At 72.9% G+C, this 14,393-nt stretch carries 16 protein-coding genes; 6 read left to right on the top strand and 10 right to left on the bottom strand.

The window, feature by feature from the left end:
* Window positions 1-14: 14 nt before the first annotated feature.
* The 5 genes from OHA17_RS36905 to OHA17_RS36885 all read left to right on the top strand — a co-directional run bounded on the left by OHA17_RS36905 (window position 15) and on the right by OHA17_RS36885 (window position 4,357).
* A complete protein-coding gene (locus OHA17_RS36905; protein ID WP_406510127.1) occupies window positions 15-530 on the top strand; it encodes a hypothetical protein in 516 nt (171 codons plus the stop codon).
* Window positions 527-1,591 (top strand): peptidoglycan-binding protein, encoded by a 1,065-nt coding sequence (locus OHA17_RS36900; RefSeq protein ID WP_406510126.1) that lies wholly within the window; start codon window positions 527-529, stop codon window positions 1,589-1,591. The genes OHA17_RS36905 and OHA17_RS36900 overlap by 4 nt, the downstream gene beginning before the upstream one ends.
* Window positions 1,588-2,352 carry an ABC transporter ATP-binding protein gene (locus OHA17_RS36895; protein WP_406510125.1) on the top strand — a complete coding sequence of 255 codons (765 nt, stop codon included), beginning with the start codon at window positions 1,588-1,590 and terminating at the stop codon, window positions 2,350-2,352. Before OHA17_RS36900 ends, OHA17_RS36895 begins: the two co-directional genes overlap by 4 nt.
* Window positions 2,349-3,551 (top strand): ABC transporter permease, encoded by a 1,203-nt coding sequence (locus tag OHA17_RS36890; protein ID WP_406510124.1) that lies wholly within the window; start codon window positions 2,349-2,351, stop codon window positions 3,549-3,551. The genes OHA17_RS36895 and OHA17_RS36890 overlap by 4 nt, the downstream gene beginning before the upstream one ends.
* A 197-nt stretch (window positions 3,552-3,748) precedes the next feature.
* The gene (locus tag OHA17_RS36885; protein WP_406510123.1) at window positions 3,749-4,357 is read left to right on the top strand and encodes a histidine phosphatase family protein; all 609 of its coding nucleotides are present in this window, start codon (window positions 3,749-3,751) and stop codon (window positions 4,355-4,357) included.
* 82 nt (window positions 4,358-4,439) lie between these two features.
* Here OHA17_RS36885 and OHA17_RS36880 read toward each other — a convergent pair whose 3' ends face one another.
* The 9 genes from OHA17_RS36880 to OHA17_RS36840 form a co-directional block, all read right to left on the bottom strand.
* Window positions 4,440-5,261 carry a RimK family alpha-L-glutamate ligase gene (locus OHA17_RS36880; RefSeq protein WP_406510122.1) on the bottom strand — a complete coding sequence of 274 codons (822 nt, stop codon included), beginning with the start codon at window positions 5,259-5,261 and terminating at the stop codon, window positions 4,440-4,442.
* Window positions 5,258-6,175, bottom strand: coding sequence for a RimK family alpha-L-glutamate ligase (locus OHA17_RS36875; RefSeq protein WP_398877104.1), 918 nt, complete (start codon window positions 6,173-6,175; stop codon window positions 5,258-5,260). Before OHA17_RS36875 ends, OHA17_RS36880 begins: the two co-directional genes overlap by 4 nt.
* 105 nt (window positions 6,176-6,280) lie before the next feature.
* Window positions 6,281-7,288: a DUF6397 family protein gene (locus OHA17_RS36870; protein WP_406510121.1), complete on the bottom strand. Its 1,008-nt coding sequence runs from the start codon at window positions 7,286-7,288 to the stop codon at window positions 6,281-6,283.
* A 145-nt stretch (window positions 7,289-7,433) separates the two neighbouring features.
* Entirely contained in the window at window positions 7,434-7,847 is a 414-nt protein-coding gene (locus tag OHA17_RS36865) for a roadblock/LC7 domain-containing protein (RefSeq protein WP_053724893.1), read from the bottom strand.
* Window positions 7,848-7,969: 122 nt separating this feature from the next.
* A complete protein-coding gene (locus OHA17_RS36860) occupies window positions 7,970-8,563 on the bottom strand; it encodes a GTP-binding protein (protein WP_398877106.1) in 594 nt (197 codons plus the stop codon).
* Window positions 8,544-8,960 carry a DUF742 domain-containing protein gene (locus OHA17_RS36855; protein ID WP_398877107.1) on the bottom strand — a complete coding sequence of 139 codons (417 nt, stop codon included), beginning with the start codon at window positions 8,958-8,960 and terminating at the stop codon, window positions 8,544-8,546. Before OHA17_RS36855 ends, OHA17_RS36860 begins: the two co-directional genes overlap by 20 nt.
* Window positions 8,961-8,982: 22 nt before the next feature.
* On the bottom strand, window positions 8,983-9,456 hold the full coding sequence (locus OHA17_RS36850) for a roadblock/LC7 domain-containing protein (RefSeq protein WP_406510120.1): 474 nt from the start codon (window positions 9,454-9,456) through the stop codon (window positions 8,983-8,985).
* The gene (locus tag OHA17_RS36845) at window positions 9,453-11,942 is read right to left on the bottom strand and encodes a nitrate- and nitrite sensing domain-containing protein (RefSeq protein WP_406510119.1); all 2,490 of its coding nucleotides are present in this window, start codon (window positions 11,940-11,942) and stop codon (window positions 9,453-9,455) included. The genes OHA17_RS36850 and OHA17_RS36845 overlap by 4 nt, the downstream gene beginning before the upstream one ends.
* Before the next feature lie 51 nt (window positions 11,943-11,993).
* Entirely contained in the window at window positions 11,994-12,761 is a 768-nt protein-coding gene (locus OHA17_RS36840) for an MHYT domain-containing protein (protein ID WP_406510118.1), read from the bottom strand.
* Window positions 12,762-12,930: 169 nt separating this feature from the next.
* Between OHA17_RS36840 and OHA17_RS36835 the strand changes: the two genes are divergently transcribed.
* Window positions 12,931-13,530: a class I SAM-dependent methyltransferase gene (locus OHA17_RS36835; RefSeq protein WP_406510117.1), complete on the top strand. Its 600-nt coding sequence runs from the start codon at window positions 12,931-12,933 to the stop codon at window positions 13,528-13,530.
* A gap of 36 nt (window positions 13,531-13,566) precedes the next feature.
* Here the strand turns inward: OHA17_RS36835 and OHA17_RS36830 are convergent, their stop codons facing one another.
* Window positions 13,567-14,331 (bottom strand): alpha/beta fold hydrolase, encoded by a 765-nt coding sequence (locus OHA17_RS36830; RefSeq protein ID WP_406510116.1) that lies wholly within the window; start codon window positions 14,329-14,331, stop codon window positions 13,567-13,569.
* Between the last annotated feature and the right edge of the window lie 62 nt (window positions 14,332-14,393).

The raw sequence follows: 14,393 nt of genomic DNA, 5'->3' as shown, positions 1-14,393 counted from the left end.
CGAGGAGAGAAACGATGAGGAACCACCGGCTCACCCTGGTCCTGGCATCCGGAATGGCAGGTCTCGCCCTGTTCGCCTCCGGCTGCTCCGGCTCGTCGGGCGGCGGCTCCGGCAAGGATTCGGGTGCCTCCGACGCCGGGGCCGCGAACGGCTCAGGCGGGGACTCGTCGGCGGCCGACAAGGCGCAGGCGCTGCGCAGCTGCCTGCGCAAGCAGGGCATGGACGTGCCCGACCTCAAGCCGGGCGAGAACCCGTACGCTCAGTCCCTCTCCCAGCCGCAGGGCACCTCGGCGGACAAGTGGAACCAGGCGCTCAATGCGTGCGGCTCGGGTGTCGAGGGAGGCAGCGGCACCGGCGCTCCCGACCCGAAGCAGCAGGACCAGCAGGTCAAGATCGCCCAGTGCCTGCGGGGCAAGGGCTTCGACATGCCCGACCCGAAGGTCGAGGGCGGCCACAGCAGCGGCTTCAGGATTCCCGACGGCGCCGACAAGGACAAGTTCATGAAGGCCCTCAACGAGTGCGCCGCATGAGGCCCCGGACCATGATCGCGGCGGTGGTCGCGCTGGCGGCCGTGACGGGCGGCGGGTTCGCCGTCACGGGCCTCGCTCAGCCCGGACCCAAGGACTCCGCCCAGCGCCGGACCGGCCTTCCGCCCGCCACCGCGCCCATCCAGCAGGGCGATCTGGTGAGCAGCACCAGCGTCGACGGCACCCTCGGCTACTCCCGCGAGAGCAAGCTCAACGCGGCCGCGGGCGGCACGCTGACCTGGATCGCGGGCAGCGGTTCCAGCATCGGACGGGACGAGAGGCTGTACGCGGTCGACGGGAAGGACGTCCGGCTGATGTACGGGACGGAGCCGATGTACCGGGTCCTCAAGAGCGGCGACAAGGGCTCCGACGTGCGGCAGTTGAAGGCGAACCTGCGGGCTCTCGGATACGGCGGCGGGCTTGCCGACGACGAGACGTTCACCCCCGGAACCGCCGATGCGGTCAAGCGCTGGCAGAAGGAGCACGGCCTTGCGCAGAGCGGTCGGGTGGGGCCGGAGCAGATCGCCTTCGCCACCGGTCCTGTCCGGGTGCAGAGCGCGGACGCCGCCGTGGGCGACCGCACCGCACCCGGCCAGAAGATCATGACGACGACCGGTTCCGACCGGGTCGTACAGCTCCGGCTCAAGGTGTCGGACGCGGCCCTCGCCAAGACGGGCGGCAAGGTGCGGGTGGAGCTGCCCGACGGGACCGCCACCTCGGGCACGGTGTCCTCGGTCGGCGCGAGTGCCAAGGCGGGCGACGACCCGAACGACAAGACGCCCCGGATCGCGGTGACCGTCACCTTCGACGACCCGGGCAAGGTCAAGGGCATCGACAAGTCCCCCGCGACCGTGAAGCTCAGCGGCGAGACCCGCAAGAACGTGCTGAGCGTGCCGGTCGGCGCGCTGCTCGCGCTCGACGACGGCTCGTTCGGGGTGCAGGTGGTGGCGGACGGCACGGCACGCGAAGTGAAGGTGAGGCTCGGCATGTTCGCACAGGGGCGGGTCGAGATATCCGGGGACGGGTTGCGCTCGGGGCTGCGGGTCGGGGTGCCCTCGACATGAGCACTGCCCCCCTCACCCAGCCGCCGGTCGTCGAGCTGACCGGCGTGACCAAGGAGTACCCGGGCCCGGTCGCCGCGTTGCGCGGGGTGGACCTCACCGTCGGGCGGGGTGAACTCCTGGCGATCGTCGGCCCGTCCGGCTCGGGCAAGTCCACCCTGCTGCACATCATCGGCACCCTCGACCTGCCGACCGCCGGGTCCGTGACCATCGCGGGGCACGACGCGGCCGCCCTAACCGACCGGAGGCTCTCGGCGCTGCGGGCCCAGCACATCGGCTTCGTCTTCCAGGCCTTCCACCTCGTACCGGGCATCAGCGCGCAGGACAACGTGGCGGAGGGGCTCCTCTACTGCGGGCTGCCGCGCGCCGAACGCCGCAAGCGGGCGGCCGTGGCCCTTGAGCGAGTCGGCCTGGGCGACCGTATGCGGCACCGGCCGCACGAATTGTCCGGGGGTCAGAAGCAGCGCGTGGCCATCGCCCGCGCCGTCGTCGGCGAGCCCGATCTGCTGCTCGCGGACGAGCCGACGGGCGCGCTCGACTCGGCGTCCGGCGCGGCGGTGATGGAGCTCATCCACGAACTCAACCAGGAGGGCGCGACCATCGCCGTGATCACCCACGACACGGAGATCGCGGCACGGCTGCCGCGCCAGGTGCGGATCCGGGACGGGCGGGTGGTCGAGGACATCGGCCCGGGTGCCACGGACAGCCGCGCGATCGAGGACAACGGGCCCGGGACGGCGCCTTCGCCCGAGGACGTCCGATGAGCGGGCGGCCGGCGCTCAGGCCGGCCCGGCTCGGCCCGCGCGACATCCTGCACACCGGCGCCGCCGGAATGCGCAGCCGCCCGCTGCGGGTGGTGCTCTCGGCCCTCGGCATCGCGATCGGCATCGCCACGATGATCGCGGTGGTGGGCATCTCGGCGTCCAGCAAGGAGCAGTTGCTCCGGGAACTCGACAAGCTCGGCACCAACATGCTGGTCGTGACCCCCGGCACGGACCTGCTGACCGGGAAGCCGGTGCCGCTGGCGAGGGACGCGGCCGGGCGGGTGGGGCGGATCGCCGGAGTGGAGCACGTCGGCGCGACGGGCTCGGTGCCGCAGACCGTACGCCGGTCGGAGAAGATCCCCGACACCATCACCGGCGGCATCCAGGTCCAGGCGGCGACCGACGGCCTGCTCACCACCCTGCGCGGCACGATGCGCAGCGGGACCTTCCTCAACTCGGCCACCGGGAAATATCCGTCGGTGGTGCTCGGCGATGTGGCGGCCGGCCGGCTCGGCATCACCGCACCCGGCCAGCAGGTGTTCATCAACGGCCAGTACTTCACGGTGCTCGGCATCCTCGACCCGCTGCCGCTGGCCCCCGACATCGCCCGCTCGGCCCTGGTCGGCTGGGACGTCGCGACCAGCCGCCTCGGTTTCGACGGCCACCCGACGGCCCTCTACGAGCGCTCCGCCGATGCCTCGGTCGACCGGGTCCACGACCTGATCCCGCGCACGGTCTCACCCGAGACGCCGCGCGACGTCAGCGTCTCCGACCCGTCCTCGGGTCTCCAGGCGAAGGCCGCCACCGAGGGCGCGTTCAGCAGTCTGCTGCTCGGGCTCGGCGGGGTCGCGCTCCTGGTCGGCGGGGTCGGCGTCGCCAACACCATGATCATTTCCGTTCTGGAGCGCCGCTACGAGATCGGCCTGCGCCGTTCCATCGGCGCGACCCGGGGCCAGATCAGGGGCCAGTTCGTCACCGAGTCACTGCTCCTGTCGGGGCTCGGCGGCGCGGCCGGCATCGTGCTCGGCGGGGCCGCGACAGCGGTGTACTCGGTGTCGAGCGGCATCCCCTGGGTGATTCCGCCGTGGGCCGTCGCGGGTGGCTTCGGCGCGACCCTGGTGATCGGGACGGTCGCCGGACTCTATCCGGCGGTTCGCGCATCCCGGCTGTCCCCGACGCTCGCCCTGCACTCCGCCTGAGCGTCGCGGTCCGCGCCGTGCGGGCCGGGCCCGAGGCATCCCGGCCCGGCCCGCATGGCGCAGCCCCGCACGTGAGGTATCCGACGCCCGACACTCCGGCACACCCGGAATGCGCGCGCACCCTCGGAGGTTGTCCCCGCGTACGGCCGGGGCGGTACCGGCCCGGGGGACGCACACGGAGAACGGAATACACAGCCATGGGTGAGTTGATCCTCGTACGTCACGGGGAGACCGAATGGTCACTGTCGGGGCGGCACACGAGCTACACCGACCTGCCGCTCACGGCACACGGGGAAGAGCAGGCCCGCGCGGTCGCGCCGCTGCTCGCCGACCGGCCCATCGGCCTCGCCCTGGTCAGCCCGCTCCAACGGGCCGTGCACACAGCCGAATTGGCCGGATTCAAGAACGGCCGCATCACCCCGGATCTCCACGAATGGGACTACGGCGGCTACGAGGGCATCACCACCGTCGAGATCCACCGCGGCCGCCCCGACTGGAACCTGTGGACCGACGGCGTCGCACCCGGCCCTGCCGACCATCCCGGCGAGAGCCCGGCCGAGGTCGGCGCGCGGGCCGACCGGGTGCTGGCCGAGGCCGAGGCCGCCTTGCGCGCGGGCGACGAGGACGTCGTCCTGATCGCCCACTCCCACTTCCTGCGCGTCCTGACCGCCCGCTACCTCGGTCTGCCCGCTTCGGGGGGCGCGCTGTTCGTCCTCGACACGGGCGCGGTGTCCCGCCTCGGCCGCGAACACGACCGCCCGGTGATCACCGCCTGGAACACGGTGCTGCAGCACACGGCGAACTGAGCGGGCCGGCCGGAGGCCCTGCGGCTACCCGGATCGGGCGTGTGACCGCGCCCGATCGGGCCGGGTTCAGCCACAGCCCCCCTCAGGCCGCCGCAACCGCCGCACGGGCCCTGCGCAGCGCCAGCGCCGCCAGGGCCTGCGGGGCGCCGGCCTGTCCCCGGATCCCGGGGAACGCGTTGATGTCGACGATCAGCGGGGTGCCCTCCCCCGTGTCTATGACGTCGACCCCGTAGACGTCGAGGCCGAAGACATCGCCGACCTCGACCACCAACTCGGCCCAGCCGGGCGGGAGTTCACCGAGTACGAGCGGCACCGTGGGACCGCGGCCGCCGGGGGCGAGCTCGGAGCGGCGCAGTGCCGCGAACACCGTGCCGTCGATCACCCAGAGTTTGTGGTCGTACCCGTTGTTCTCCGCGAACTCCTGCGCCACGACGGGCTCGTCCGCCCATGCGCCGGCCAGCTCGGCCAGCCGGCCCGGGCTGTCGACGCGGGCCACGAGGTCGTGCCGCCTGCTGTGGCGGCTCTTCACCACCAGCGGACCGGCCGACCCCGCATCGGCCGCGAGCTCGGCCAGCGAACCGAACGTGCGGGTCGCCGAGAACGGCAGCCCCGCATCGCGGGCCCGCTCCGCCATGGCCGTACGGTCCTGGCACAAGGTGGTCGCCTCCGCCGAGTTGATCACCACAGCCCCGCGGGCCTCCAGCCCTCGGGCCAGCGCGAGAGCCCGGGGCGTGCGCGACTTCAGCAGGTAGACGTCCGCGAGCAGGCCGAGCACGGCGGCGGAGGCCGTCTCCGGGTGGACCGTCACCACCCGGTGTTCGCGGCCGAGCAGTTCCGTCGTGGCAGCGAGCAGCGGATGGCCCGGCTCGGGCGTGATCAGCCCGACCGTCGTCGTGGTGCTCACCGGCCCTCGCCCGCCCCCGCCGAGCTCCGGACGGGCTGTGCCGCGAACGGCTGCTCCGGGATCCGCCCTGCGCCGGACACGAAGGCCGCGGCGGCGACCTCGCTTCCCGTACGGGCCAGTTCGAGCACCGCGCGGGCCACCTTGGCCGCCGCGTCCGGGACCTGACGGAAGCTCGGGAAGTCGTTCACGTCGACGACCACCGGCCCGTCCGGGCCGAGCAGCACGTCCACGCCGTACAGGTCGAGTCCGTAGACCGCGCCGACCTGGTCGACGATGGCCGCCACTTCGGCGGGCAGCGGGACATGCCGTTCGCGGACGCCCTGGTCGGGGTGGAGCGGTGAGCGGCGCTCGGTGGCGTACAGCTCGCCTCCGACGCAGTACACCTTGAGGTCGATGCCAGAGTTGGGCACGTAGGGCTGGGCTATGAGCATCCCCTCCCCGGCGAGGACGGGCAGCATCGCGGCGAGCCGGTCCGGTGACGGGACGAGGTGCACGGCGCGCCCCGAGCTTCCGTCGGCGGGCTTCACCACCAGCGGATACTCGGACTCGGGTATCTCCGCGAGCAGTTCGGGCCGGGCCGCCGCGTACGTCATCGGCACCGGCAGGCCCCGACTGCGGCCGATGGCCGAGGCCAGCGCCTTGTCCCGTACCCCGCGGATGGACCGCACGTCGTTGACCGTGGTCAGGCCCACCGCGGCGGCGGCTTCCAGGAGCGGGAGCCCCGGGCCGCCGGAGACCGTCTTGAGCACCCAGGCGTCGTGGCTGCCGGCGCGGACCGCCTCCGACATCCGCAGCAGGGACCCGCCGGGGCGCACCACGTCGACCTGGTGGCCCCAGGCGTCGAGTTGGCGGATCACCTCGACGGGCATGCCGTCATGGCGGTAGTGCTCTTCCACCAGGAAGCAGAGCCTCATCGACCTTCCCCGTAATGCCCGGACGTCCGCCGATCCCGTCCGGCGAGCTGTGACGTCACAGGATGTCATGGACTTCGGCCGGCTCGACCGCCCACCCCGACCCGGCTACTTTTCCCGCCGTAGCCGCCGCAGCAGACTTCGTGGGACGGGCGCTCCTGCCTCCTTCGGGGTGGGCTTGCGCCGCGTGCGTTCGGGCTCGGCAGGGCGCGCCGCGGGGGCAGCGGTCCGCGGGCTGGTCCGCCCCAAGGGCCGCGGCGCGGGCGGTTCCACGCCGGCCGGGGCGCCCCGCTGCGCCGCCGGGTCTCCGATCGGGCGCGGCGCCGGGCACTGGTCCCGCGCGTCCGCGAGGGCCTCCACCAGGCGCAGCCGGTACCACTCGATCTCGTCCGGTTCGTCCGCCAGGAGCACCCGGTCGACGATGCCCTGGGCGATCGCGGACTCGGGGTGGATCCTGAACGTCTCGGGCTGCAGACGCCTGAGGCACGCTCGCTCGTAGGGGTCCCGGACGATCTCGGCGAGGTGTGCGCTGTCGAGGGCGGAGGCGACCGCGGCCGCCTGTTCCCACTGGTCGTCGGTCTGGCGGGCCAGCATGGCGATCCTGCGCCCGCGCCAGTTGCGCGCCCGCCAGTCCTGGCCGCCGTCCGGCTCCGGGTGGCGGCCGCTCAGCAACTCCGGCTCGCGCAGGGCCAGTTCGACCAGTTCGTCGGCCAGGTAGAGCCAGACGACCGCCCGGTATCGGTTGAGATAGCAGCGCACCGGGGTGAGCCGCCCCGTGCGGGCCAGTTTGGTGAAGCGCCCCGGTGCGATGCCGAGCAGGTCGGCGCCTTCCCCGGTGCCGACGGTCCGCACCCGTTCGCGCAGGCTCTCGGGGAAGTCGGCTGCGGCTCTCAACCGGGCCACCTCCCGCGCCGTGACCCGGCGTTGCCCGCCGCCCGGATCCGGGACGGTGCGGATGTGTCCGAGCTGGACGGCCAGCTCGAACTCGCCGCGCTTCAGCTCCAGTTCGCGAGCCGCGGCGCCGGGTGCGAGCCGCGGCCCGGGCGGCGCCGCCGCACCCGCCGCGATGGCGGGCGCGACGGCGTTCTTGGTCGTGACAGTGGTGACGGCAGTCATCGGATCCTCCCCCGTGAGGAACGAGTACGCGAGAGACGAATACTCTCGGTGACGACCGTAACCCGCAGCACGGACATCCCGCGCGGCCTGTGGATAACTCAAATCGAGCGCGCAGAGCGCCGGTTCACCGGCTCAGGTCACCGGCTCAGAGCTCGGTCACGCCGAAGTTCCCCGGCTGCCGGGCCGCCACCGAGAGGTGCTCGCCGACGCGGTTGACCAAAAGGGTCATCTCATAGGCGATCTGGCCGATGTCGGCCTCCGCGGAGGCGAGCACGCACAGGCAGCTGCCGTCGCCGGCCGCGGTGACGAAGAGGACTCCCTCGTCGAATTCGACCATCGTCTGGCGGACCTTGCCGGCCCGGAAGTGCAGGCCCGAGCCCTTGGCGAGGCTGTGCAGTCCGGAGGAGACCGCGGCCAGGTGCTCCGCGTCCTCGCGCTTCAGGTCGGCGCTCGCGGCGGTGACCAGACCGTCGTTGGACAGCACGATCGCGTGGCGTACGTGCTCGACCCGCCTGGTCAGGTCGTCGAGCAGCCAGTCGAGTTCCTTGTTCAGTGCCATGTCAGGCCTCCCCGCTCATGCAATTCCCCGTTTCCCCGTTCTCCTGCCACCCTTCACCACCGGCGCGTCACGGGCAAGCGGTGCCGGGCGCCGGGGAGTCGCGCGGCGGCGCGGGCGGCGCATCAGCCGACCGAGTCGAGCAGGCGCGCCGTGTGCATGCGCCCCGCGTATTCGACGAGCCGTATCAGCACCTCCTTCCCGGAGTCGCGGTCGCGGGCGTCGCACAGCACCACGGGGGTGCCGCGGTCCAGGTCGAGTGCCGCTGACACGTCGGCGGCACCGTAGGAGCGGGCTCCGGCGAAGCAGTTGACGGCGACCACGAACGGGATGCGGCGGTGCTCGAAGTAGTCGACGGCCGGGAAGCAGTCCTCCAGGCGGCGGGTGTCGGCGAGGACGACGGCGCCCAGCGCTCCTTGGGAGAGCTCGTCCCACAGGAACCAGAATCGATCCTGCCCCGGCGTGCCGAACAGGTAGAGGGACAGGCCCGAGCGGATGGTGATCCGGCCGAAGTCCATGGCGACGGTGGTCGTGGTCTTCTGGTCCACGCCGCCGGTGTCGTCCACCGACTCCCCTGCCTCGCTCAGGAGTTCCTCGGTACGCAGCGGCCGTATCTCGCTGACCGCTCCGACAAGGGTGGTCTTGCCCACTCCGAATCCGCCCGCGACGAGGATCTTCAGCGCGAGGGCGGGGGTGGGTTCAGAGGGCTCGGAGGCCATCGATCACTTCTCTCAGGATGATCTCGTCGGGCAGTTGCGCGGGCGGAACGGGCCGGCTCACGACCACGTGGCCTGCTTCGAGCAGGTCCCCGACGAGGACGCGGACGACGCCGACGGGCAGGTCCGCGTCGGCGGCGAGTTCGGCGACGGACTGGGTCTCCTTGCGGCACAGGACGAGCAGCGCCCGGTGCTCGGGGCCGAGGAGGGATTCCTCGGCGGGCTCGGGGCCGTGCGGCGCGGCGAGCGTGACGAGCGCGATGAGGTCGAGGCGTACGCCGCTGGGGCCGGGTGCGGTGCGGCCGCCGGTCATGGCGTACGGGCGGACCAGCGGCCCCGCTTCGGCGTCGTACCAGTGGCTCGGCCGGTACGCGGGGCCTTCCGGCCTGTGCTCGTTCATGGGGTCGGCGTCCCCTTTCCGGTCAACCGGCGGCCGGCGGGCGCACGGTGTGGCGCGGCGGCGTGTAGAGGTGTTCGCCGACACGTTTCACCAGGCGCGCCATTTCGTACGCGATGAGCCCGATGTCGGTGGTGAGCGAGGACAGCACGGCGAGGCAGGAGCCGTCTCCGGCGGCCGCGACGAAGAGGAAGCCGTCGTCCATCTCGACCATGGTCTGGCGCACGCCCCCGACGTGGAAGTGGCGTCCGGCCCCTTTGGCGAGGCTGTGGAATCCGGAGGCGACGGCGGCGAGGTGTTCGGCGTCCTCGCGGGTCAGCGCGCTGGAGGCGCCGACGGCGAGGCCGTCGTTGGACAGGACGACGGCGTGCCGGACCTCTCCGACCCGCATGACCAAGTCGTCGAGCAGCCAGTCGAGTTCGCCGGAGCCGGAGCGGGATCCGGAGCCGGGTGCCGCCCCGGTGCGGTGCGGGGCGTCGAGCCTCTGGTGGTCGATCATGCGCGGTCTCCTTCGCTCGGGTGGCCGACGCCGGGCGCGCCCGGTGCGGGAGTACTTGTGCGGGCAGCGCCGCCGCGGGCCCAGCCGCCCATGTAGGCCGTCATGCGGTCGCGCGCCTGCTCGGGGGTGGGCGACGCGGTGTCCGGGCCGGTGTCGGGCTCGGGGACGGGGGCCTCGCGCAGTTGGGGGGCGAGGCTCGCCTGCCGCACCCGGCGCGGGAGTCCGGCCTCCGCGCCGTCCGGGGCGACGCCTCGGGCCCGCTGGCGCAGGGTGGTGACGCCGGGCGGCGCGGGCGGTTCGGACCGCGTCGGCGGGGGTGCGTGCTGGGCGACCAGGGCCGGCCGGGGCGGTCCTTCGAGGGGCACCTCGATCCTCCTGCGGGGTTCGCCGTGCGGCTGGTCCTCGCGCCGGGCGGTGGCCCGCGCGGGGCGGGGGGCCGCTGCGACGGCGGCCTGGAGGAGGCCGGTCGGGAGCAGCACGACCGCGGTGGTGCCGCCGTACGGCGAGGTGCGCAGATGGACCTTGATGGCGTGGCGGGCGGCGAGGCGGCTGACGACGAAGAGGCCGAGGCGATCGCTGTCGAAGAGGTCGAGCGCCTCGGACTGCTCGATCCTGCGGTTGGCCTCGTCGAGGGATTCGTCGCCCATGCCGAGTCCGCGGTCCTCGATTTCGAGGGCGTAGCCGTTGCCGACGGGCTCGCCCGTGACCCGCACCTTGGTGTGCGGGGGCGAGAACTGGGCGGCGTTCTCGACGAGTTCGGCCAGCAGGTGCGTGAGGTCGGCGACGGCGCCGCCGGTGACGGCGGCCTCGGGGAGCCGGCGCACTTCCACCCGGGCGTAGTCCTCGATCTCGGAGACCGCGGCCCGGACCACGTTGGTGAGCGGGACCGGCACGCTCCAGGCGCGGCCGGGGGCGGCGCCGGACAGGATGATCAGGGATTCGGCGTGCCGGCGCATGCGGGTGGTGAGGTGGTCGAGGCGGAACAGGTCGCCGAGTTCGCCGGGGTCGTCGGCGCGCCGCTCCATGCGGTCGAGCAGGTTGAGCTGGCGGTGGACCAAGACCTGGCTGCGGCGGGCGAGGTTGACGAAGACGCCGGAGATTCCGCTGGCTAGTTCCGCGCGTTCGACGGCGGCGTGCAGGGCGGCCCGGTGGACGGTGCCAAGGGCCTCGCCGACCTGGGCGATCTCGTCCCGCGGGGGCGGGCCAGACGGCGCCTCGGCCTGGATGTCGAGTTCTTCACCGGACCTCAACCGGCCCATGGCGGTGGGGAGTTTGCGCCGGGCGATCTCCAGGGCGCTGTTGCGCAGGCTGATCAGTTCGACGACGAGGCCGCGTCCAATGCGTACGGAGATGACAAGGGAAGCGGCGACGGCTGCGAGGCCGAACAGGACGGCGGCTCCGCCCGCGGTGAGCAGTCCGCGGCCGAACGGGTCGGCGCGGTCGGCGGCGCTCGCCGCGGCGCCGGTCTCGATGTCGCGCATGCCCTTCTGCACGGCGCCGAGGACGGTGTCCCAGGCGGCGGGGTCCACGGCGGTGGCGGCGGCGCGGCCCGGCTCGGCGGACTGGATCTTGTCCTCGGCGGTGTGGAGCGAGGCGTAGGCGCTCTGCCCGCTGAGCGTGGCCCAGGCGGTGTGGTCGGAACCGGTCAGGTCTGCGGCGGCGCTGTCGGTGAGGGTGCGGCGGCTGTCGACGGCGCCGGTCAGGCGGCGCAGGTGCTCGGCCGTGAAGGTGCGGCCGAGCTGCGCGGAGGTGACAAGGGCGTCCTCGCGGGCGAGCATTTCGCCGGCCCGGCCGAACTCGTACAGGACGCGTGCGCCGGAGCCGAGCGCCGGAGCCTGGACGTCGGCGAGCGCGCCGTCGACGTCGAAGCCCGCGCCGATGGTGTCGGTGTACTGCTGGTAGGCGGCATCCCAGCCGGTGGAGCGATCATGCACGCCGGTGCGCAGCGCGGGCAGTTTCAGGGCCTCGGCGACGAACGTACGCAGCCGGTCGGACACGCCCGAGGGCAGATCACCCGCGTCGGCGACGGTGTGCTTCTGGTCGAGCCTGAGCCTGCCGATCGCCGTGTCGGTGCGTTTGGCCTGCTGGTCGAGTTCGGCGGCCCGGTCGTCGGCTGGAGACGCCAAGTACCTTACGGCGGACCGCCGTTCGGCCTGGAGCTCGGCGACAGCCGCCGCGACCGGGGTGCGGACCTGTTCGTCGACACGGCGCGACTGGCGCAGCGCGGACACGTCCTGGGCGGTGGTGACGGTGGCGAAGCCCCACAGGGCGAGCAGCGAGACGACGGGCACCATCAGGAGCGAGACGATCTTGGCGCGTACGGTGCGCGGCCGCAGCCGCCACAGGGGCTCGCCGTCCTGAGGTGCGGGAGGCTGCTCCCCGAGGGCGCGTTCGTCGGCGGCCGGCGGTCCTGCGTGGGCACGTCGCCCACGGGCGCCCACCGGGATCGGCGGCGCGGCGTCCGGGGCCTTGCGGGGTATGCGCACGGATCTCCTCGCTTACGAATGGGGCTCAACTGCCGGACGGCGGGCGGTGGTTCAGGACGTGGGGGCGAGCTGTTCGGCCGAGGTGTACTCGGCGCGCTCGCGAGCCGTCGGCGAGAGCGCGACGAAGGCGGCGGTGATGAAGAGGTAGGACCCGAGGCCGACGGCGAGGGGGAAGATGAACTGCATCGCCGTCGCCCCGGGCAGTTCGGCGCCGCTCGGTGCGACGTCCACGCTCACCGAGAACATTCCGGTGTAGTGCATGCTGCTGACGGCCGCGCCCATCACCAGGGAGGCGACGGCCACGGCGATCGGCGACTTGATGTTGAGCCCGGCCCACAGGGCGGCGGTCGCGGCGACCACGGCGATGACGACGGAGAGCGCGACGAGCACGGGGTCGTAGTGGACCTGTCCGTGCAGCCTGAGGGCCGCCATGCCGAGGTAGTGCATGCCCGCCACGCCGAGTCCGGTGGCGAGGCCGCCGAGCAGCAGGGAGCGGGTGCGGTCCTTGCCGTAGCCGACGGCGAAGACCCCGGCGCCGACGAAGACCATGGCGACGAGGAGGCTGAGGATGGTCAGGAGCACGTCGTAGCGGATGTCGGTGCCGGTGACGGCGAAGCCGAGCATCGCGACGAAGTGCATCGTCCAGATGCCGGTGCCGATGGCGGACGCGGCGGTGATCAGCCAGTTGCGCCGGGAACGGCCGCTCGCCCCCAGGGCGCGCACGGTGCAGCGCAGCCCGAGGGCGGCGCCTATGCAGGCCATCACGTACGACAGCGCGGGGGTAAGCCAGCCGAAGGCGGCGTGGTCCAGGTGTCCCATGGCCCAGGGACGCTAGTCCGGGGAGGGGCGCACGACGGGGGCGCAGTTCGAAAGCTGCTGGAATATGACGAAGAGATGTTCCAGAGCGATCGCCCTTTGTTCGAACCTGCCCGCCGCGGTCGATTTTCAGCCACCCGTGGATCGATGCCCCATGAGGGATCATGACGGTATGGCCGAAGACCACACACACGTTCAGGAATTCTTCGCCGCCCGGGCGGCCGACTGGGACCGCAAGTTCCCCGACGACGGCCCGGCCTATGCCGCGGCCGTCGCGGAACTCGGCCTCGCACAGGGCGATGCCGTCCTCGACGCGGGCTGCGGAACGGGCCGCGCCCTGATGCCGCTGCGCGCCGCCGTCGGCCCCGAGGGCACCGTCCTCGGCGCGGACCTCACGCCCGAGATGCTCGCCGAGGCCGTACGGGCCGGCCGCGACCGGTACGCCGTTTTGCTGCGCGCGGATGTGGCCCGGCTGCCGCTGCGTACCGCGTCCGTCGACGTGGTGTTCGGCGCCGGTCTGATCTCGCATCTGCCCGAACCAGCGGGAAATCTGCGGGAGTTGGCGCGCATCACGCGCCCGGGCGGCCGCCTCGCCCTGTTCCACCCGATCGGCCGGGCGGCACTGGCCGCGCGCCACGGCCGCCGGCTCACCGACGACGACCTGCGCGCGGAACCCCGGCTGCGCCCGCTGCTCGCCTCGGCCGGCTGGCGGCTGGTGTCGTACGCCGACGAGGACGAGCGTTACCTCGCGGTGGCCGTGCGCGAGGCCTGACGACCGCTCGCGAACTGTGTCTGGATTCCGTCCGGATCAGACCGCGGCCGGCCCGGCCACTTCGCGCACGAAGGCGGCCGGGGCGTCGAACACGATGTTGTGGCCGGCGTCCGGAATCGTCACGACCCGGACTCCGGAGCCGACGAGTTCGGCGCGCCCGGGCAGCGAGTCGTCGAGCCCGCCCACCAGATAGGTGCGGTCGACCGGCAGCTTCATGAGGAGCTCGCGCATCGTCGGCTCCGTACCGCGCACGAGGCCGATGGCCGTGCGGTGCAGGCCGAGCGGGTCGGTGAGGCGCATGGTCGCCGCCCACAGCGGGCCGACGCGTTCGAGCACCGCGGGGAAGCCTCCGCCGTGCACGAATTCCTCCTCGGTGTACGAGGCGATCCCACTGCTGCCCGCCGTCGGCACCGGGTTGGGGTCGAGGTTGGCCTCAGTCAGCACGAGCCGGGTCACGAGATCGGGGCGGCGGTCGGCGAGCACGACGGCGACCGCGCCGCCCATGCTGTGCGCCACCAGCTCGGCCCCGGTGACGCCCGCCGCGTCGAGGGCCGCCGCGAGCGCACCCGCGTGGTCCTCCAGCGTGTAGCCGAAGTCGGCGGGCCGGTCGCTGATGCCGTGACCGGGCAGGTCGACGAAGAGCTGACGGCGGCCCGCGAGCGCCGGGTGCCCGGCGACGTGCGCGTGATAGACGGCCGACATGGAACCCAGACCGTGCACATAGACGAGCGCGGCCCCCTCCCCCTCGCTCTCCGTCCACCGGATCCGGCTGCCCCGCCCGTCGAACTCCGCCTGCCGCATGACGCACTCCCTGTCGCTGGTCGCTTCCTTCGAACGAGACCATACATCGGTGACGTAGTACT

The sequence above is a fragment of the Streptomyces sp. NBC_00212 genome (assembly GCF_045206365.1).
Lineage (GTDB): Bacteria > Actinomycetota > Actinomycetes > Streptomycetales > Streptomycetaceae > Streptomyces.
This window is presented reverse-complemented; position numbering and strand designations above follow the sequence as displayed.